General features: G+C 43.7%; 11 protein-coding genes. All 11 read right to left on the bottom strand.

The features are described 5' to 3' along the window. Positions 1-8: 8 nt before the first annotated feature. Positions 9-1,367: a putative oxidoreductase C-terminal domain-containing protein gene (locus QWZ08_RS14300; protein ID WP_290338127.1), complete on the bottom strand. Its 1,359-nt coding sequence runs from the start codon at positions 1,365-1,367 to the stop codon at positions 9-11. A 628-nt stretch (positions 1,368-1,995) separates the two neighbouring features. Then, positions 1,996-2,754: a glucosamine-6-phosphate deaminase gene (locus QWZ08_RS14295; RefSeq protein WP_290338126.1), complete on the bottom strand. Its 759-nt coding sequence runs from the start codon at positions 2,752-2,754 to the stop codon at positions 1,996-1,998. Between the two features lie 15 nt (positions 2,755-2,769). Next, on the bottom strand, positions 2,770-3,963 hold the full coding sequence (gene nagA, locus QWZ08_RS14290; protein ID WP_290338125.1) for an N-acetylglucosamine-6-phosphate deacetylase: 1,194 nt from the start codon (positions 3,961-3,963) through the stop codon (positions 2,770-2,772). A gap of 239 nt (positions 3,964-4,202) precedes the next feature. Next, positions 4,203-5,465, bottom strand: coding sequence for a sugar MFS transporter (locus QWZ08_RS14285; protein WP_290338124.1), 1,263 nt, complete (start codon positions 5,463-5,465; stop codon positions 4,203-4,205). Positions 5,466-5,699: 234 nt separating this feature from the next. Further along, entirely contained in the window at positions 5,700-7,049 is a 1,350-nt protein-coding gene (locus QWZ08_RS14280; RefSeq protein WP_290338123.1) for a neutral/alkaline non-lysosomal ceramidase N-terminal domain-containing protein, read from the bottom strand. Between the two features lie 674 nt (positions 7,050-7,723). Beyond that, positions 7,724-9,055, bottom strand: coding sequence for a hypothetical protein (locus QWZ08_RS14275; protein WP_290338122.1), 1,332 nt, complete (start codon positions 9,053-9,055; stop codon positions 7,724-7,726). A 244-nt stretch (positions 9,056-9,299) separates the two neighbouring features. Next, positions 9,300-10,727, bottom strand: coding sequence for a DegT/DnrJ/EryC1/StrS family aminotransferase (locus tag QWZ08_RS14270; RefSeq protein ID WP_290338121.1), 1,428 nt, complete (start codon positions 10,725-10,727; stop codon positions 9,300-9,302). 21 nt (positions 10,728-10,748) lie between these two features. After that, positions 10,749-11,702: a Gfo/Idh/MocA family protein gene (locus tag QWZ08_RS14265; protein WP_290338120.1), complete on the bottom strand. Its 954-nt coding sequence runs from the start codon at positions 11,700-11,702 to the stop codon at positions 10,749-10,751. Positions 11,703-12,117: 415 nt separating this feature from the next. Beyond that, positions 12,118-13,536 carry a Gfo/Idh/MocA family protein gene (locus tag QWZ08_RS14260; protein ID WP_290338119.1) on the bottom strand — a complete coding sequence of 473 codons (1,419 nt, stop codon included), beginning with the start codon at positions 13,534-13,536 and terminating at the stop codon, positions 12,118-12,120. 18 nt (positions 13,537-13,554) lie between these two features. Continuing rightward, the gene (locus QWZ08_RS14255) at positions 13,555-14,631 is read right to left on the bottom strand and encodes a hypothetical protein (RefSeq protein WP_290338118.1); all 1,077 of its coding nucleotides are present in this window, start codon (positions 14,629-14,631) and stop codon (positions 13,555-13,557) included. Positions 14,632-15,081: 450 nt separating this feature from the next. After that, entirely contained in the window at positions 15,082-17,160 is a 2,079-nt protein-coding gene (locus QWZ08_RS14250; protein ID WP_290338117.1) for a family 20 glycosylhydrolase, read from the bottom strand. Positions 17,161-17,478: the final 318 nt, after the last annotated feature.

Here is a 17,478-nt window from a genome sequence, read left to right as displayed (position 1 = left end):
ACTGAAAATTATTTTGTCGTGGTCGCCACCCTCAATGCTTCTATCGTAGTATAATATTTTGCCAGCATATTAGGCACTTCCCAGCCAGGCATTTTCCCTTTTTGCAAATAGTCTAAATACCGTTTGGTTACTTCTGCAAAGCAGGCTTCATGGTTCAGTTCTAATTGCGCAGGAATCACCAACTCCCAGCCATTGCTGATTTTTTTAACGGTAAGCCCTGCATATTTTTTTGCCAGCTGGGCGATGGCTGTAGTCAAGGATTTTTCATACGCCGCAGAATTATTTACCGGCTCAATATACAACACCGGCTTGTATTGCTGATCCGCTCCCTGCCTGATCACGAGGCTGGCTTTTGTTCCTTTCATAACCGAGTAATGCGTATCGCCGCCGCCTACAGGTGCTTCAAAATTCCAGGTCACAGACATCCTTGCATGTACCGCTTTGATGGTATAGTCAAAACTGCCGTTGGCATACACATTCAGCGCACCGTCTTTTACATATTGCTGCAGGTAGTCCGGAAACTGATCCAACTGTGTGGATTGCTGAAACTGTGCCGGTGTAATTACTGTCGCCCATCTTTTTGCCTTATTTACCTGGATGTCTTTTTTATAGTTCAGTGTTACGCCGGGGAAACACTCCCACTGCACCAGGTCAACCAAATGCGTTGTTACATCCACAATGCCTTCGCCTTCCTGCGCCACATCAAAATACCAGGCCGGGCGAATCAATGGTTTACCCGACACGGTTTTAAAAAAATGATGCACACTTTCCTTGATCACTGCCGGTTCCGCGGCCGTTCCTTTCTGCAATGTGCCAAACACAGCCGGCAGCATCGACAATTCCCGCTGCAAGACATTGGTGGCCTGCGACCGCTCTGTCATGATATCGTATAACAACACGCCTTTCTTTTTTGCCTCAGTAAAGGTTTGTTCCAGCAGGTTGAAACCCGCTTTATTGATCGCCATTGGTTTATCCGCCAGCACATTGAAACCCGCCTTCACAGCCTCGCTGATATAGGTTGTCTTTAGTTTGTTATTGCCCGCCAGCACCACCACATTGCCCTTCTTTTCGCTAAGCATTTTTGCCAGGTAATCATCACCGGTGTACACGGTTTCTTTCCACGACGTTGGGTTTTCCGCACGGGTGTTGTAACCATTTACCAGCCCCAGGTGAGCATCCAACTCTTTGCCTTTTGGCGCATACACAAACACTTCCGGGTTGATGGTTGCATACATCGATTTCTGCACCAGCGCCGCATGAAAGTGCCCAGGGTTTAAGGTGATCAATTGTACTTTTTTATTTGTTTGTGCGGTCATCGTGTTACAGAAAAATGTACTTGCGGCGATAAATGAAATCGATTTTTTCATTATTTTTTTAAACATCCACATATCAGTATTATTAAATATTTTTTTGGTTACCAGCATTTATTTTTCATGGCGGCGACATTGGCGTCGCACTCTTGTACAGTTGTTTTTTATGGCAGCTATGGCTCTCGAATTTGAATATCCGTTCTTCATCATTAGTCATATTTAAGATGTAGCTTAGGATCTCGGTTTCTATCCCTTTTTTCTGAACCGCTCGTTCATTCAATTCGTCGCTTTCGCCTCCACAGCCGGCGGGCTGCGTAACTGGAACGCCGCTGCTTTTGCTTCTTTCGAAAAATATGCTTCGCATTTTTCGAATTCCGGCAAGCCGGAACCGAACCAAAAGAGGCGTCTTATCCAGTTACTGTTTTCAACTCGAAGAATAACTTGTTAAACTCTTCGCTTTTGGCAAGATTGTCATTTTACTTTAGCTGTAACAAATCTAACTGTAGAATTACAAAAGCCGAAACCACCATGCACAAAAGTTCCACAAAGCTATGCGGCAGCAACGGGCCGTTTTCGTTGCTGCCTTGACTTTTTTTGTTACTTTTTTTGTGTCAAGACAAAAAAAGTAAAGAAAGAAGCAACAATTAATTAAAAGAACTTGCGAACATAATACAAAATACAGGAACTACAACTTACCACTACTCAACCCATCCAAATACAATACCGCATTATTATGCCTTCTCAAAACCGTCGAAGGATATAGCTCTAAAATGTCCTGGTGCAGTGTATTAAAAACAGCCACCGCCTTGGTAGGCCCCGGCACCATACAATAAATAAATGGAGCAGCCATCAATGCCGGAATCGTTAACGTGATGGCGTGTGTTGGCACCAAGCCGATGGTAGCGAAGCAGCCATCATTCACTTGTTGTTGCCGGCACGCCTGGTCCAGTTCCACGATCTTTACTAACTGTGCGTCGTTAAAATCCGCTACCGGCGGGTCATTGAAAGCAAGGTGCCCGTTCTCCCCTATTCCCATGCAGACAATATCAACCGGGTATTGTTGTAACAACGCTGCATATCTTTTACATTTGGCAGAAGGAGTAGCATCATTGCCATTTAAATAATGCACCGCTGCAAAAGGCAGTTTATTAAAAAGTTTTTCTTTCAAAAAATTACCAAAGCCTTGCGGCGCATCCGGGTGCAGGCCAATGTATTCATCCATGTGAAAGGCTCGCACCCTGCTCCAGTCCAGGATACTGTTGGTAAGCGCCGCCAAAAATTCATTCTGGGATGGCGCTGCTGCAAAGATGATATTTACAACGTCCCGGCTTGTCAGCAATTCATTGATCCTTGCAATTACGGCACCGGCTGCCGCTTCGCCCATTGCTGTGCGGCTGGCATAAATTTTTGTCTGTAGTTTGTCTGTTGTAAATTTCCTGGTCATTTGGTTGCTGCGCTGTTACGGTTCTTTTTTATAAACAATTTTTCCTTTTACCATGGTCATTTGTACATTGATGTTGCCATCAAAAAACACAATATCCGCTAATTTACCTGCTGCCAGTGAACCGGTCAGATGATCTGCTTTGATAATGCGGGCCGGTGTCAGCGTCATCATTTTCACCGCATCCAGCAAAGACACTTCCGCCATGTTGACCATATTGCGGACCAACCTGTCTGTGGTGGCTACACTGCCTGCAAAGGAGCTGCGGTCTGGCAGTTTGGCGACCCCGTCTTCAATAATTACTTTTAACCCTGTATCAATATTTCCCAATACACTGTCTCCTTCCGGCATGCCGGCACCCCTCATCGCATCGGTGATCAATGCTGTTCTGTTGGCACCTTTTATTTTGTATACCAGTTTTAATAAGGGTGCCGGCAGATGAACACCATCTGCAATAATTTCCACATCCATGGCATCGATTAAATATCCTGCTTCTACCACACCGGCATATCGGTGAGCATTGCGCCTGACAACACCGCTCATGGCCGAATAAAAATGCGTAGCCAATGTATAGCCGTTTTCAAATGCTTCCAATGCTTCCTCATAAATCGCATCGGTATGCGCCATGGCGACTAATATTCCTTTCCCCGTCAGGTATCTGCCAAATTCAATGGCACCGGGCAGTTCTGGCGCTGCGCTCCACCGTTTTATAAATCTGGTGGCCGCCAAGACTTCTTTATATTCTGCAGGATCAGGATTGCGGATGTATTTCGGATCCTGTGCGCCGCATTGTTTCACATTCAGGTACGGCCCTTCTAAATGGAGTCCTAAAAACCAGGCACCGTCGACGTTATTTTTTTCGGCCGTTTCATATACTTCGAGCGTATGAAACAATTCGTCCTTTGAACTTGTGAGCGTGGTGGGCAACATGGAAGTAGTACCATAGCGGGCATGCGTGGCCGCGATTTCCAAAAAAGCTTTTTCATGTCCGTCCATAAAATCATGCCCACCGCCACCGTGTACATGAATGTCAATAAAACCGGGTGAGACATAATTGCCGCCTGCATCAATTTCGACCGCATCTTTCGCTTCTATATTCTTTTCACTAACAGCAGTGATCATTCCATTGCTGACCAGGATGCTGCCTCCTTCAATGATTTTATCAGGCGTGATGATTTTGCCGTTTACTATTTTGAAGGTTCCTGTGTTCATTTTTTTCAATTCTAAATTAGGTTACTTTTAATATAAGCTCTTCCATCCGTTGTTGCCAGTTGCTATAAAAGTACAAGTGAGTGACACAACGATGTTGCTATGAAAAACAAATGTCTGTCAACAAATATTTTTAAACGTTTTCATCATCGCCTGCAACTTTGTACATTATTTCATAAATCTAAAGTGCGTCCCTGATCAACCGCCGACGGGGCCGATAGCCGCCGTCGGGGTTACGGCCACTACGCCCATCTCCTCAACCGATACCCATGCATTGCATAAAAGATCAGGTACGCATAACAAGGTAACAACACCAGGTAAGCAGCCCGCACATTGAAGGCATCTGCGAAATAGCCGTAAATCAATGGCAGAAAGGCATTGCCACACAAACCCATGATCATGACCGATGCGCCCAGCTTTGTAAATTTACCCAATTCATTTAATGCCAGCGGCCAAATGCCTGCCCATACCATGGAATTGGCGAAACCCAATGCTACGACAAACCACAACGATATATCTGAGTCATGCCCGAGCAGTTTTACGTGTCCGTGGCTGAAATAAATCAGCAAAGAAAATAACAATCCGAGCACGGTACAAATTCTTAATACGTTCAACTGACTGATGAATTTGGGTATTAAAATGATGCCGAGTATGTAGCCGGAAATGGTGGCGAATAATGTGTAGGAAGGGAACACTTTTGCTTCCAGCAATTTGATGCCCATGGATCCGGCATAATTAATAATGGTATCGACGGCAATCACCTGGGTACCCACATGCAGAAAAATGGCGATGGCTCCGAGTATGAGGTGTGGGAACCCGAAAATGCTTTTTTTGCCGGAGTTGATGCTGGCGAGTTCTTCCGTTTCATGCTCGGTATCTATTTCGGGCAAGGGCGAAAACCTTACTAAAAAACCAAGGGCCAGCAACACTGTTCCGACGACTGTGTAGGGTACAATTACTCTGCGGATCAATGCATCCAGTGCCAGATTTTTCTCCTCAATACCCATCGTACTGAGCTGTTTGAAAAGCTCGGTATCATTGGGCCGGAAGATAACGGCGGCAAATAACAACGGGGCCAAAATACCGGCGCCTTTATTACAAATGCCCATGATGCTGATGCGTTGTGCAGCACTTTCGCTCGGGCCCAAAATGGTAATGTATGGGTTGGCGGCCGTTTGAAGAATGGCGAGCCCGGCGCCGATGGAGAACAGTCCGGCTAAAAATATGCCGTACGTTCGGCTGAATGCTGCCAGCACAAAAACAAAGGCACCGAATGACATTATCCAAAAGCCGATCATCATGCCTTTTTTAAAACCAGTTTTCTTTAACAGGTAAGAAGAAGGCACTGAAATAAGGAGATAAGAAATATAGAATGCAAACGCCACCAGGTAAGACTGAAAGTGCGTGAGTTCGCAACCGATTTTGAAGTATGGTATCAATATGGAATTTACCCAGGTAACAAAACCGAAAATAAAAAAAAGCATGGCGATAAAAGTCATTGACATAACAATGTCTTTTTTACTGAGTGAGTTTACACTTACGGTAGCGTTCAATTTTTACAATTATTTTTAGAAGATGTCACGTTATCTATTTCTGTTAAAAACAAAGTTGTACAACTGATCAATTTTTGAATCCCTCTTCTCAACCGCCGTCAGGGTTTTTAACCGCTGACGGGGTTGGGTGGATACTACCCCGACGGCGGCTAAGTGAAATCTCCTTCAATTTTACGTCAATAAAATTCATTTATTTATTTCAACTTTCACCCCTGTATTTTTCAATACCTGCCGTATTGCTTTAAATATCCTATCTTCGACATCATCAGCGAACGGACCGGGTAAACCATAATATACCATACTCTCATCTGCTTCATACCCGCCTTCTTTCAATACTCTTTTGGAAGGAATATAACAAGTTACTTCATTGCAATAACCGGCGACAAATAAATTTTCACTGGCAAATATTTTTTTTGATTTTAAAGAATAGTCTACTACTACTTCCCCGCTCAAAGCCAGGATAGTAAGGTCATTTCCAAAACGCACTGCCTGTACGGGATAGTGAAATTTGCTTACGTCCCAACCTTTGTTATAGGCTTCCAGCATGAGTTTGGCCCTGCGCTGAAAATATTTGTTATCGCCGGTGATGTCTTTTTGGTACATCGCCAGATCAAAAGGTTGAAAGTTCAAATCTGTATTTACATAGCTGGTACGGACAGGTGTAGTCACTGATTTCATTGTTCCCGTCATGGCTGTTTGCACCGCATCTGCCAATTCTTTTCCATACTTGGTTGCCAGTGCTATCGTGCCTCTTGGTTCGGGGTTCTGATCACCGCCACAACCCATTAAAAACAACGCCACCGCACCGGGGTTATTTTTTTCAATTTCAATTTGTGCAAAGCCGGCATAATCGCCATTAAAAAGATGGTTGTCATCAACCAAAGTAGTATTGTGACAGGCATACCCAAATAACACGGCTAATATTTTCCCGCCAGGTGTGGCTACTTTTAATACCGGTACATCATGATCGGTAGAACCATTGTTATTGTGGTCTCTTAAATTTCTTCGGTTGATAGCGAAGCCTGCTGTGCTATGACCGCTGTACAGCTTTGCAGGTACAAGGTTGCTCATAGCATCCTCCACTACTTTTATAATGTTGTTTGTTAGTGTATGGCTGTATGCGGCAACCGTGCCCTGGTCAGTCAAATTAAAATCATGAATCACGTCAAGGCAGGGCCATACCACCGGGCCCGAGTGTGTGTGCGATGCGTTCATGATGAGTTGAGACCTGTTGATGCCATACTTCGCTGACAATGCTTTGTACACGGCTTCTACCACTTCGTGTGAAAGGCCCAGCAGATCAGTGGTTACAAATATTACCCGGCTGTTATTGTTCTCTTCAATCACCAATGCCTTGGCCCATATTTCGTGAATGCTTTCGGTGGCAGGGGCTTCTCTTCCGGCGTAGCCGTTTAACCACATGGGCGTTGTAGGCGTTATGGAAATGCGGGCTGCGCCGGCTTTTATGTCACCTGCGTGAGCAAGATTGCTTGCAATGAAAACAGACAAAATAAATAAGATTAAAAGTCTACGCATTAATGATATATTTTAAAAGAAGAAAATTAATATTCAGATTTAAAAAAAATAGGGAACTATAAAGTTATACCGTTCAATACCGCAAACTCTTTCTACGGCCTCGAAAAAATAGCGTTAAGAAAATTTATAAGGGCGGCGTTAAAAAATGAAATAATGTTACCAAAGTCCGGCTTTGCTATTTGCTTGTAAGTCGCACATCAGTTCATTCATGCACAACTGATCGAGCTTAATTTCATTTTAGCCGGGCTTATAAATTTTTAGCCTATTTTTTCGCAGCCTTGATCTTTTTTGTTACTTTTTTGTATCAAGACAAAAAAGTAAGCAGAGACTATCCTATTTCAGAAAACACATTACAACCAGTACTTTATTCAATTTTTCTTTTCAATTTGAAAGATTCGCCTCTGCAGCCGGCGGGCCGCGTAACTGCAACGCCGCTGCTTTTTCCCCTTTGAAAAAATATGCTGCGCATTTTTTCAATTCCGACTGCGTCGGAACCGGAGAAAAAGAGGCGTCTTATGCAGTTACTGATTTCAACTCGAAAAAAGTATCGCAGACTCTAATCTTTAACCTGGACAATTACAGACGACCACAATCTCATTCTAAAAATTCAATCAACAACACTACAGCAATTCAACCATTTAACCATTTAACAATTTAACCATCTAACAATCCTATCATTTCTTCCCAACTGGAATCTTTACTAAATCAGTTCTTGATTTTCCGTTTTCAGCAATTCTTGCCAATGTGTATACAGTACCGTCTTTGGCTACTGCAATGGAATTGACGTATAACGGGCGGTCACCGTTTTTATAGAGGACTGCGCCGTGATCTTTTATTTTTCCCGTGGGAATATCGTAGGTCACGAGGTGCAGATCTTCCAGGCCTTTGGCCTCGCCCATGGCCGTGCTTGATTTACCGGTTACTCTTTTGCCGTCTTTGTAAACCGGTGCGCCGGTCAAATAATAGAGCGTGTGTTTATCCTTACTTATTTCAAACCCAAGGTAGCCATAACTAAATTGATCGAACATGCCGCTGCGTTTGGAGATATCAGACGTGAGCCTGTCCAGCACTTCAATTCTTTCGGCTTTGGGATCGAATTTAAACAGGTAACCTGAGTTACCATGTACCCCATAAAAACACTTATCTGTTGGGCTGTACACTGTTTGCCGCCAATTGTAGCCCATGTGGCCGGGGGAACTTGGATCGTATAAACCAAAATAATCCTTCTTCATATTTTCTTCCAACGGTTCAAGGCTTGTCGCACCTGAACGACAACGATAGATCGTGCCTTCGGAAGTTGTAAAATATGCTGAACCATCTTCCGGATCAACTGCTATGGACCGGCATACGGTACGGAATTTATTGCCTACCCCATTTTCACCATCGCCTGCCATGGAACCGAAATCCTGCATTTCTTTTTTTGCCAGGTCGTACCGGAAAAAATAACCGGTGGGCCAGGTGAGTCCGTAAATGATTTTTCTTTTGGTGTCCATGTTCATGGCCAGGATACCTTCTTTATGTGGCGCTATTGCTAAGTCATCATACTTACCTGTTTTTAAATCGTATGCCAGTAAATGCCCGCCGGGATATTCTCTATACCCCGCCGGTGGAATGCCCATTTTTTCCATGCCATCTACCATACTGTAATAACCAATGTGTGTGGCAAAAAACAATTTGCCATCTGACTCTACAAATTTTACATGGCTCTTACCCTGCACAATTGTCTTTAGTCCTTTTTCGCCGCAGGCTTCGGTGAGGTCGCCGCAGAGTGTTGTTTTGTTCGTGGCAGGATCGTATGCATACATTTTTCCACCAATGTCGATTGACTGGGAACTTAACACATAATAGATTTTATTATCACTGGCAGCATACATGCCGTTGTAGGTATCGTGTGCCAGCTCAAAGCCCGAATTGTACGTGGTGGCTACCAACGTTACCGGCTTTGCTTGTTGGGCTTGTGTTATTCCAACAACAGACATACAAAAAAGTAAAGTATATAATTTCATGTTGATTGATTGGTTGATTCTTTTTTAACAAAGACTTGTATTTAAGATGTTCCAAAATGGTATGACGTACAAGTGAGTGACACAACGATGCTTAATTGAAATACTAATGCTTGTTCAGAAAATATGATTCGGCTAAAGCCGATTTTATTTGTGTTTATCTTTCTATCCCCGCTCTGAAGAGCGGGGCAATTCAGAGCGAGACAATTCATCAGGCATCCATTCACTATTGACCACTCACCGTTCACTACTTTGCCGCCTTCTTTATCGCCTCTGCATTGCTGTATACTTTTTCGATACCGCTTGCTATATCATCCATATCTTCTTTTGATCCTAAGAGCATTGACTGAAACAACCATACCGATTCTTCATTACAAAGCTTATCGTTGTTTGGACAATCATTGTGCTGCATGTAGGCTTTTATATCAAGCGCCTTTGGCGAATACATTTTTTTATAGTTCTTGGATTCAAATGCATTCTGCAGGTAAGGCATTTTATTGAGCGGTGTATAACCGGAAGAAACCGGCACCCCTTCAGCTGTTAGCGCCTTGATAAATGCTTCTCTTGACAAACCTTTAAACGCGTCTTTGTTATACCGGAAGGGAAATAAATGAAAGGCAGCTTTGGTAACATTGGGCGTTAACTTATAAGGCGTAATGCCCGGCATATCTTTTATTTTATTGCGCAGGTACGCCGCATTTTCATTGCGCAGGATGGTCTGTTCTTCCAGCCGCTTCAATTGCGAAAGGCCAATGGCAGCCTGGTATTCGGTAAGCCGCAATTTATTTCCTGCTATCAATGTACCGGCATCTACCGAGCCAACTACCGAACCATAGGGATTGCCGTAATTATGGTAAGAGTAACACTTGTCCATGAATTGATCGTTGTTACTGGTGATGGCTCCGCCCTCGCCGATGGCCAGGTTTTTTGAGTTCTGAAAACTAAAGCAACCGGCGTCACCAAATGATCCGACACGTTTGTTGTTCACCTCAGCCATGTGCGCCTGGCAGGCATCTTCCACTACCAACAACTTGTGCTTTTTTGCAATGGCCATGATCTTTTCAATATCTACCGGCAAGCCTAAAATATGCACCGGCACAATGGCTCTTGTGCGGGACGTGATTTTGGCTTCAATTTTTGTAACATCTATCTGAAAGGTTTCCCTGTCGGTGTCCACAAATATTGGCATGGCGCCCGTTGCCAATACCGGTGCCACGGTGCCGATAAATGTGTACGCCGGCACCAGCACTTCATCGCCGCCGCCAATGCCGAGTTGCATTAACGCAGTGGTGAGGGCGTTGGTTCCGTTTACTACAGCAAGGCATCTTTTTGTGCCCACTACACCGGCCCATTTTTCTTCAAACTCTTTTACCAGTCCGGCCCTTGACCAAATGCCGCTCCGGATATCATCTACCACAATTTTTTCATCAGCTTCAATATTCCAGATCGGCCAGTCCGGCCATTTTTTTGTTCTTACCGGCAAGCCGCCTAACGTTGCAGCTACGCTGGCGTTGCCGGTCAGGATGGCTGGCGCTCCGGTTAAGTCCGGCGGTGTTGCTTTGGCCAATTGAATCAGTTGGGGAGAAAGCAGGAAGCCAGCTGTGATTACGCCTGTCGTTTTGATAAACGATCTGCGGGTTGACTCACTTGCTGCCCCTGTGATTTTATTTTCCATACAATTGTTTTAATTAGGTTATCAATGAATGATCTTCTTTTTTGACAAGGCTTTTTTCATTACAGCATCCAGCGTTACTGCAATACCTCCCCTTCTTTTGCTTTCATCTGCGGCTTCCATAAAGGCATATATTTCCAATGTTTCTTCCACACCTACCGGTGATACGCCGGTGTTGAAGAATTTGATAATCTCTTTTAATAATGGTTCATAGCCTGCATAAGGCCCAAGATGCACCACGGCTTTTTCACCAAATGCAGTGCCGCCGTATTCGTTTGGGCCTTTCCTGTTACCGCGGAAAGTGCCGATGCGGTTGTCTTTCCAAACGCCTGTTACAACATCCGTATCTGCTGTGTGTACCCTGCTAACCTGTTTGCAACCGGTGCCCATTACCGTCAGCAGTATTTCTATTCCATGAATGCCATACCAGAAAAAATCCGGGTGCGTACTTTCTAACGGGCAGGGACTAAAGGTATCTGCGCCCAATATTTTGCCGGCGCTGGTGCCGTTGGCGGTTTCCTGAACATTCGTCGCATACCTTAATGAGGATGCTGAAAACACCGGTACCTGATACTTTTTTGCAGCATCATAAATCGCGATGGCATCAATGAGTGTGCCTGCTACCGGTTTATCAATCCACAATGTTTTGCCTGCCTTCATTACTTCCAATGCCTGCTCCAGGTGCGGACGACCATCATTGGTTTCGAGCATTACCACATCTACTTTTGTCAGCAATTCTTTTATGGAGCCAACTATTTCTACGCCGAGTTTTTTTACCTGTTCTGTGTAGGCTGGTATTCTTTCGTAACTGCTTTTGATGGTTTTACTTCCGTTGGGGTAAGCGGCTACTACTTTGTATCCGTCGTAGGCTGCATCGGGGTTGGGCCTGTTGAGGGCTTCTACGAAAGCGGTGCTGTGGGAGGTATCTAAGCCGATGATGCCGATTCTTTTACCATTTGCCTTAGTTTTCAAATTCATTGCGGGCAATGAATTTACTATGCCCAGGCCTAGGCTGGTTAGCGCTGTTGTGCGGATGAATTTTCTTCGGTTAATATTTTGCATAAGCTTATTGCGTTTTTTGCTGGCTTTTTAAAACTTGTTGGTTTCGCCTCCTCAGCCGGCGGGCTGCGTAACTGGAAGACCGATTTGTGATTCAAACGATTTTCGAGCAGGCCGCTATTTGAATAGCTTTGAATTGCACTAGCTGTTTTCATTCAAACCATTCCCGTTCAACTAAAATTAAAAAAGAAGACAGAACAAGAATTATGTTTTGTTGTCTCATCTGTATACTTTTTCTACACGTATAGAGATTATAGTTTACTTTTTCAAAGCATCTTCTGTTACGAATAACTATTAATGTTCGAAGCAACACTTATAACTTATAACTCATAACTTATAACTTCACTTTAGTCGTTCCCCCCGTTGTCATCGAAATATCTACCGGTTTGTTTGTTTTATAGGATCCTCCTGTAAAATCCGGCACTTTGATGGAATTGGAATTGTTTGCTACCGACCATACACTCAGGGGTGATACCGAACTCCACAAGGCTGCGTCGTACACATTTTGTTCCAACGGTAAGCCATTCCGCAGGCAGTCGATGGTGCGCCAGTCCATGATAAAATCCATGCCACCATGGCCGCCTACCTGTTTGGCTAACTCGCCGATTTTTTTGATGATGGGTGGCTGGTATTTTTCTTCCAATGCCTTGTATTCTTCCGGGCTCAGCCATTCGTGGCCGGTTGCATAACGGGCTGGTTCGGGGTATTTTTGCCCAATGCCTTTGGTACCACTGATCAATTGGTTGCGGCTGTAAGGCCTGGGTGAACCTACGTCAAACTGCAACATGATCGTTTTGCCTTTTTTGGTGCGAATGGTGGAGGTATTCATGGTGCCATTGTAATTTTTTCCTACAAATGGTTTGTAAAACTCATCCTTTTTTGCATATTCTTTTGCCAGGTCACCCAAAATAAAATCGCTGGTAGAGACCGATACCAAAAAATCCATCTGGTCGCCACGGTTGATGTTTAATACCTGGCACAATGGTCCCAGTCCGTGTGTTGGGTAAAGATTGCCTTTTCTTTTATACGCCTCAATCAACTCCCACATCTGGTAAAAATGTTCTTTGCTAAACATCAGTTCCTGCAGGTTGTGGATATAGCCGCCTTCGCAATGCACGATCTCTCCAAAGAAGCCCTGCTGCGCCATGTTTAACGTAAGCAGTTCAGAAAAATCATAACAGCAATTCTCTACCATCATGCAATGCTTACGGGTGCGCTCGGATGTTTCTACCAGCTGCCAGCATTCTTCCAGCGTCTTTGCTGCAGGCACTTCCACGCAAACATGCTTATCATGGTTCATAGAAAAAACGGCGATGGGCGTATGGTATTCCCAGGGCGTTAGAATATACACCAGGTCAAGATCATTTCTTTCGCAGAGCTTTTTCCAGGAATCAACTTTGCCATCATACAAGTCGGGTGTATGCCCTGATGTCTCAACAAATTTTTTACCAAGCGCAGTTCTTTCCGCACGCAGATCGCACAGGGCTTTTATTTCTACACCTTCAATTTTTACCAGTCTTTCCAATGCACCGTAACCGCGGTTACCGATGCCCACCACGCCGATTCTTACTACGTCCAGCTTTGGCGCAGCATATCCACACATGTTGAACTTTTGTACCTGTGTGCTGTTGGCCTGTTCTTTAATACGATCCAGGTCTTCGGTAGTGGTTGCATAAGCCTGCATCATGCCAGACACCAACAGTCCCACACCCGATAAGCCCGTATGCTTTATAAAATCTCTTCGTTTGTTCATACAATTTATTTCAACTTGTTATTTTTCAAAAACACAATCTGCTAAAAATGCGGGCTCATACCCATTGTTAACCGCCCATTGAACAGCCGTAATTATCTTTTCCCGGTAGTCGGGCTGAAAATTAAAATAGTCAGGGTAATAGTATTGTTCATGCACTAAAAAATCAAGGTAAGGTGGCATGTTATTATTGGTCTTATAACTATCGAGCAACGGAACAATCGTATCAATTTTTTCCCGGTCAATTACAATACTGGTCCGTACAAATACCATGTCTGTTTCATCGTCCTTCCAAACAAATCTTTTCTCCACCCGTTCTCTTTTCTCCCCTTGTAGGTAATAGGAAACACCCGGTATTTCATCATACAATCCAAAATAGCCCAGCAAACCATTGTAGCCCAACTCCTTTACTGCACGTACACCCTCTTTGGTAGCTTCGCCCCAATGTATGGTGGTGAACGGCCCCATAGAAGCCTTGCCGGCAAAGCGTTTTATCTGGTCGTCTACCAATGTACAATCTTCCTTCACTTTATCATAACCGGCATTGATATAAGGTTGGTCAGGAAATTCGCCCAAGGCATGAAAGCTTAATCTCAACCAATTTGCATTGGCTTCCCATTCTGGTTTATAACGGTCGCTTAATTGCGACAAATCAAACCCTTCCGTTTGGTAAAATAAATTCAGGTGAATTTTCGTGCCGTAGGTTTCATGCACATTCTTAAGAAAAGCCAAATAGGAATTATCAAAAAGCGATGCCGGGTTTTCTTTGTGCAGGTCCCTTAAAAACCAGATATTGTCATCAATAGACAGCCGGTATTTATTGGCAAAATCGGGCAACCAGTATACCGTAATACTTTTATTTTCACCTGTAGTATTGTCAACAACCTCGATGCTGTTTTTATAATTGTTAAAACTCAGTCTCGCAATAAAGATATCCTCAATGGCTGTTGCTACTTCCCCGTTAACGCTGATGCTGCTGCCTTTGGGCGCCTTGACAGAAACAATCGTCTCCAATGAACCATTGATCACTTCACCATCTTTCGCATGTAGCATGTCCCCATCAATGGGACTTATAAAACTGATGCCTGTTGTTTCCATTGTATTGCTTTTTAAGACCGGTTATTACTAGGTTTTTCGTTTGTTAATTTTAACTTCTTTGTTTACAAGCAGTCGCCTTTCATGGCTCCATCGTTGTGTCACTCACTTGTACTTTTATAGCTATGTGGAACGCCCAAATCGAATACACTTCAAAAATCGATAGCAGGCTAGTCGCACGGCTTACATTTACCTCATCCTCCTTCTCCTTCCCCTGAGGGGAGGGAGCGGTCCTTTAAATCTTCCAAACATTTGTTCTTCCTGTTCTTCATTTGCCCCTTATTCAACAAGCTTATTCCATACCAACATAACAAGTATCAGTGGTGCTCATCATTCTTACTTAACGAACTCAGCATATGCCAAGCCCCACTCAACACGCCCAAACTCACCACTCACTACTGACTATTCACCATTCTGTTCGCCGCGGTCTGACCTTCGGTGCCGACCGCTGGATTAAAACTCCGGCTTAAACAACTCTTCAAACGATTTGCTTACTTCATCATCTTTTAACTGAATGCGATGATCCAAAACTTTTAAAAACAATTTGCGCCACAAGCCCTGCTCTACATCAAAGCGGGCCAGCATGGTGTTTAAACGGTAAGGCTGGTATTCATCCAGCCAGGCTTTTTCGTATGCCGATTTTAGTTCGCCACATTCGTCCATCATATCCACCAGTAAACCATGACAACTGTAAGTGATATCATAAATCACAAAATCATCTTTCTTGTCCGGCATGGTAGATTCTTTCCAGCGGTCGCAAATTCTTTTGGCCCAGATAAAACGGGAAGCCGTGTAGTTGATCAGGCGTGCACTTACCAACAGCGAGTTGATAAAGCTGCGTTGCTTTTGCGGCGCCTTGTCTAATAAATTAATCAGTATCCCTTGTGCTTCTTCACTCAATTTCCTTGAAGCAATAAAATCTTCAAGGTGCGCTTTGGTATTTTCAAGGTAATAGGGTTGAAATGGATTCGACCAGCTTTCTACAATGGTGCCTCTTGGCAGGCCGCCGGTATTTTTACCCAAACATTTTCCAAGGTATTCGCCGCTCGCTGCAATGTTGCTAATGGCTTTTTGCATGTCGTCCGCAATAGATGCATATTCAACCGAACTGTAGTCTGCAGTAAAACTATTTTTATCCGGCACTTGGCCCTGCCAGGCACCAATGCAGCCATAAGCCATGAACAACCAGGAAGGCCGCACAAATGGCTCAACCGGATCCGTCCATACAGAAGTTATAAAGCCCAGCGTATTGTTCGCCATACCCGCTTCCAGGCAGAGCCTGATATTATCATATGTGTAATTGGTGTTGGGATACACATGGCCCCAACCGGAGACTGCAGGCTGAATAAAAAACGGTCGCTTTTCCTTTAGTACCGGCCGCAGGTAATGATTGATAGCGGCTGTGTCTGGCGTATATTCCCAAATTACGGGTATCACTTCTTTCGGAAACTTGGCCAGGATATCGGGATAAAAATTATTCATGTCCGTCCAGGCCAATACGGTTTTGCCGTATTGTTTTAACTCATCGTTTATGAAATTCAGCTGTTGTATAAAAAGCCCTTCCGGATCTATTTTTTGCTGACCGGCACGTTCTGAAATTTGTTTGGTTTCCCATGTTTCATCAAAGCCCACATGTATAAACGGACTTTCAAACAACTTTGTGTATTGTTTGATCCAATCCTTCATTAAAACATTTACCTGCTGGTTAGCCGGATCAATTTCATGACCATATTTTCCAATCGCCAATGATGCATATTTTTCATTGCGGATCAGTTCATGCAAGTGGCCATACATGGCAACAAATGGAATCACATCCATATGTCTTTCCTTTCCGTAAGCGATGACATTTTTTATTTCGTCTTTGGTATAATTGGCGTCGTAATTCAACGTTGGGTAACCTTCCATTTTTATCGACACCTCGTTGTAAAAATAATATTGGTTGGCCTTGTACCGGGCTAAAAAGTCAATTTGAGATTTGATCTCTGCAACCGTTAATAAACCGCCATGCGCAAAGTCCATCATTACCCCACGAAATGGCAGCACGGGATTGTCTTTGATGGTTACCGCTGGCAGCACTGCACTCTTCCCCTGCCCTTGTATCAATTGCCTGATTGTTTGAATGGCGTAATACAAACCTGCACTGGTATTGGCTTCAATTTTTATTGATTTGGAAGTAACGGATAAACTATAAGCTTCCCGTTGATTGGCGTGATTGGTATCGGCTACAAGAGGCAATTCTAAGCCTTTGTTTTTAATGCTGTAACTAACCTTTGCCAAAGAAGGCAAGCTTACGATCCTAACCTTTTTGCCCACACTCTCCTCTATCACCTGCTTTAATTCCATCATTGCAAATGAGATATCTTTCGAGGCGCCGGCTGGTAAATAAATACTACAATCCTGCAATGACAAGGCTTTGGCCGACAGATCATATTTCACTTCCATTGGTTGAGGAAGCAGCACCGGTTTTTCCTGCGCCTTTACCCCGCCAATTAAAAAAAGAAACAGCAGCCAAAAGAGGTGGACGTTTTTCATATTTATTTTCCGGTGAAAAATTAAGTGCCCCATAAATGTAACAATGCGTACCAAGAAATAAAATTATATTTCAGTCATCGCGGCTCGTCAAATGACTTCTCCAAAAATAAAAATTACAAAGCAACTATAAGTTTGAAAATGCAATGAAAACTTATACTTTTTTAACAACAAACAATTTTTCAAACACCACAGCTTTTCAAATGATACCCTGCGTCATCCGTTATCAGCGAAATATCTCACAAAAGCAAATGGCCAATTTTTTACAATTGACCACTTACTTTAACCATACTAAACGACGATGCTGCTATTTTAAATAAA

The organism is Ferruginibacter paludis (assembly GCF_030409685.1).
GTDB lineage: Bacteria > Bacteroidota > Bacteroidia > Chitinophagales > Chitinophagaceae > Ferruginibacter > Ferruginibacter paludis.
Note: the sequence above shows the minus strand (reverse complement) of the source record. Positions and strands in the feature narration are given on the sequence as shown.

What these genes read in the sequence shown, in the direction of transcription:
- QWZ08_RS14295 (WP_290338126.1), bottom strand. Translation starts at nt 2,754, where the DNA reads ATGACCAGGAAATTTACAACAGACAAACTACAGACAAAAATTTATGCC.
- QWZ08_RS14260 (WP_290338119.1), bottom strand. Translation starts at nt 13,536, where the DNA reads ATGAACAAACGAAGAGATTTTATAAAGCATACGGGCTTATCGGGTGTG.
- QWZ08_RS14270 (WP_290338121.1), bottom strand. Translation starts at nt 10,727, where the DNA reads ATGGAAAATAAAATCACAGGGGCAGCAAGTGAGTCAACCCGCAGATCG.
- nagA (WP_290338125.1), bottom strand. Translation starts at nt 3,963, where the DNA reads ATGAACACAGGAACCTTCAAAATAGTAAACGGCAAAATCATCACGCCT.
- QWZ08_RS14275 (WP_290338122.1), bottom strand. Translation starts at nt 9,055, where the DNA reads ATGAAATTATATACTTTACTTTTTTGTATGTCTGTTGTTGGAATAACA.
- QWZ08_RS14250 (WP_290338117.1), bottom strand. Translation starts at nt 17,160, where the DNA reads ATGAAAAACGTCCACCTCTTTTGGCTGCTGTTTCTTTTTTTAATTGGC.
- QWZ08_RS14285 (WP_290338124.1), bottom strand. Translation starts at nt 5,465, where the DNA reads ATGTCAATGACTTTTATCGCCATGCTTTTTTTTATTTTCGGTTTTGTT.
- QWZ08_RS14300 (WP_290338127.1), bottom strand. Translation starts at nt 1,367, where the DNA reads ATGAAAAAATCGATTTCATTTATCGCCGCAAGTACATTTTTCTGTAAC.
- QWZ08_RS14265 (WP_290338120.1), bottom strand. Translation starts at nt 11,702, where the DNA reads ATGAATTTGAAAACTAAGGCAAATGGTAAAAGAATCGGCATCATCGGC.
- QWZ08_RS14280 (WP_290338123.1), bottom strand. Translation starts at nt 7,049, where the DNA reads ATGCGTAGACTTTTAATCTTATTTATTTTGTCTGTTTTCATTGCAAGC.
- QWZ08_RS14255 (WP_290338118.1), bottom strand. Translation starts at nt 14,631, where the DNA reads ATGGAAACAACAGGCATCAGTTTTATAAGTCCCATTGATGGGGACATG.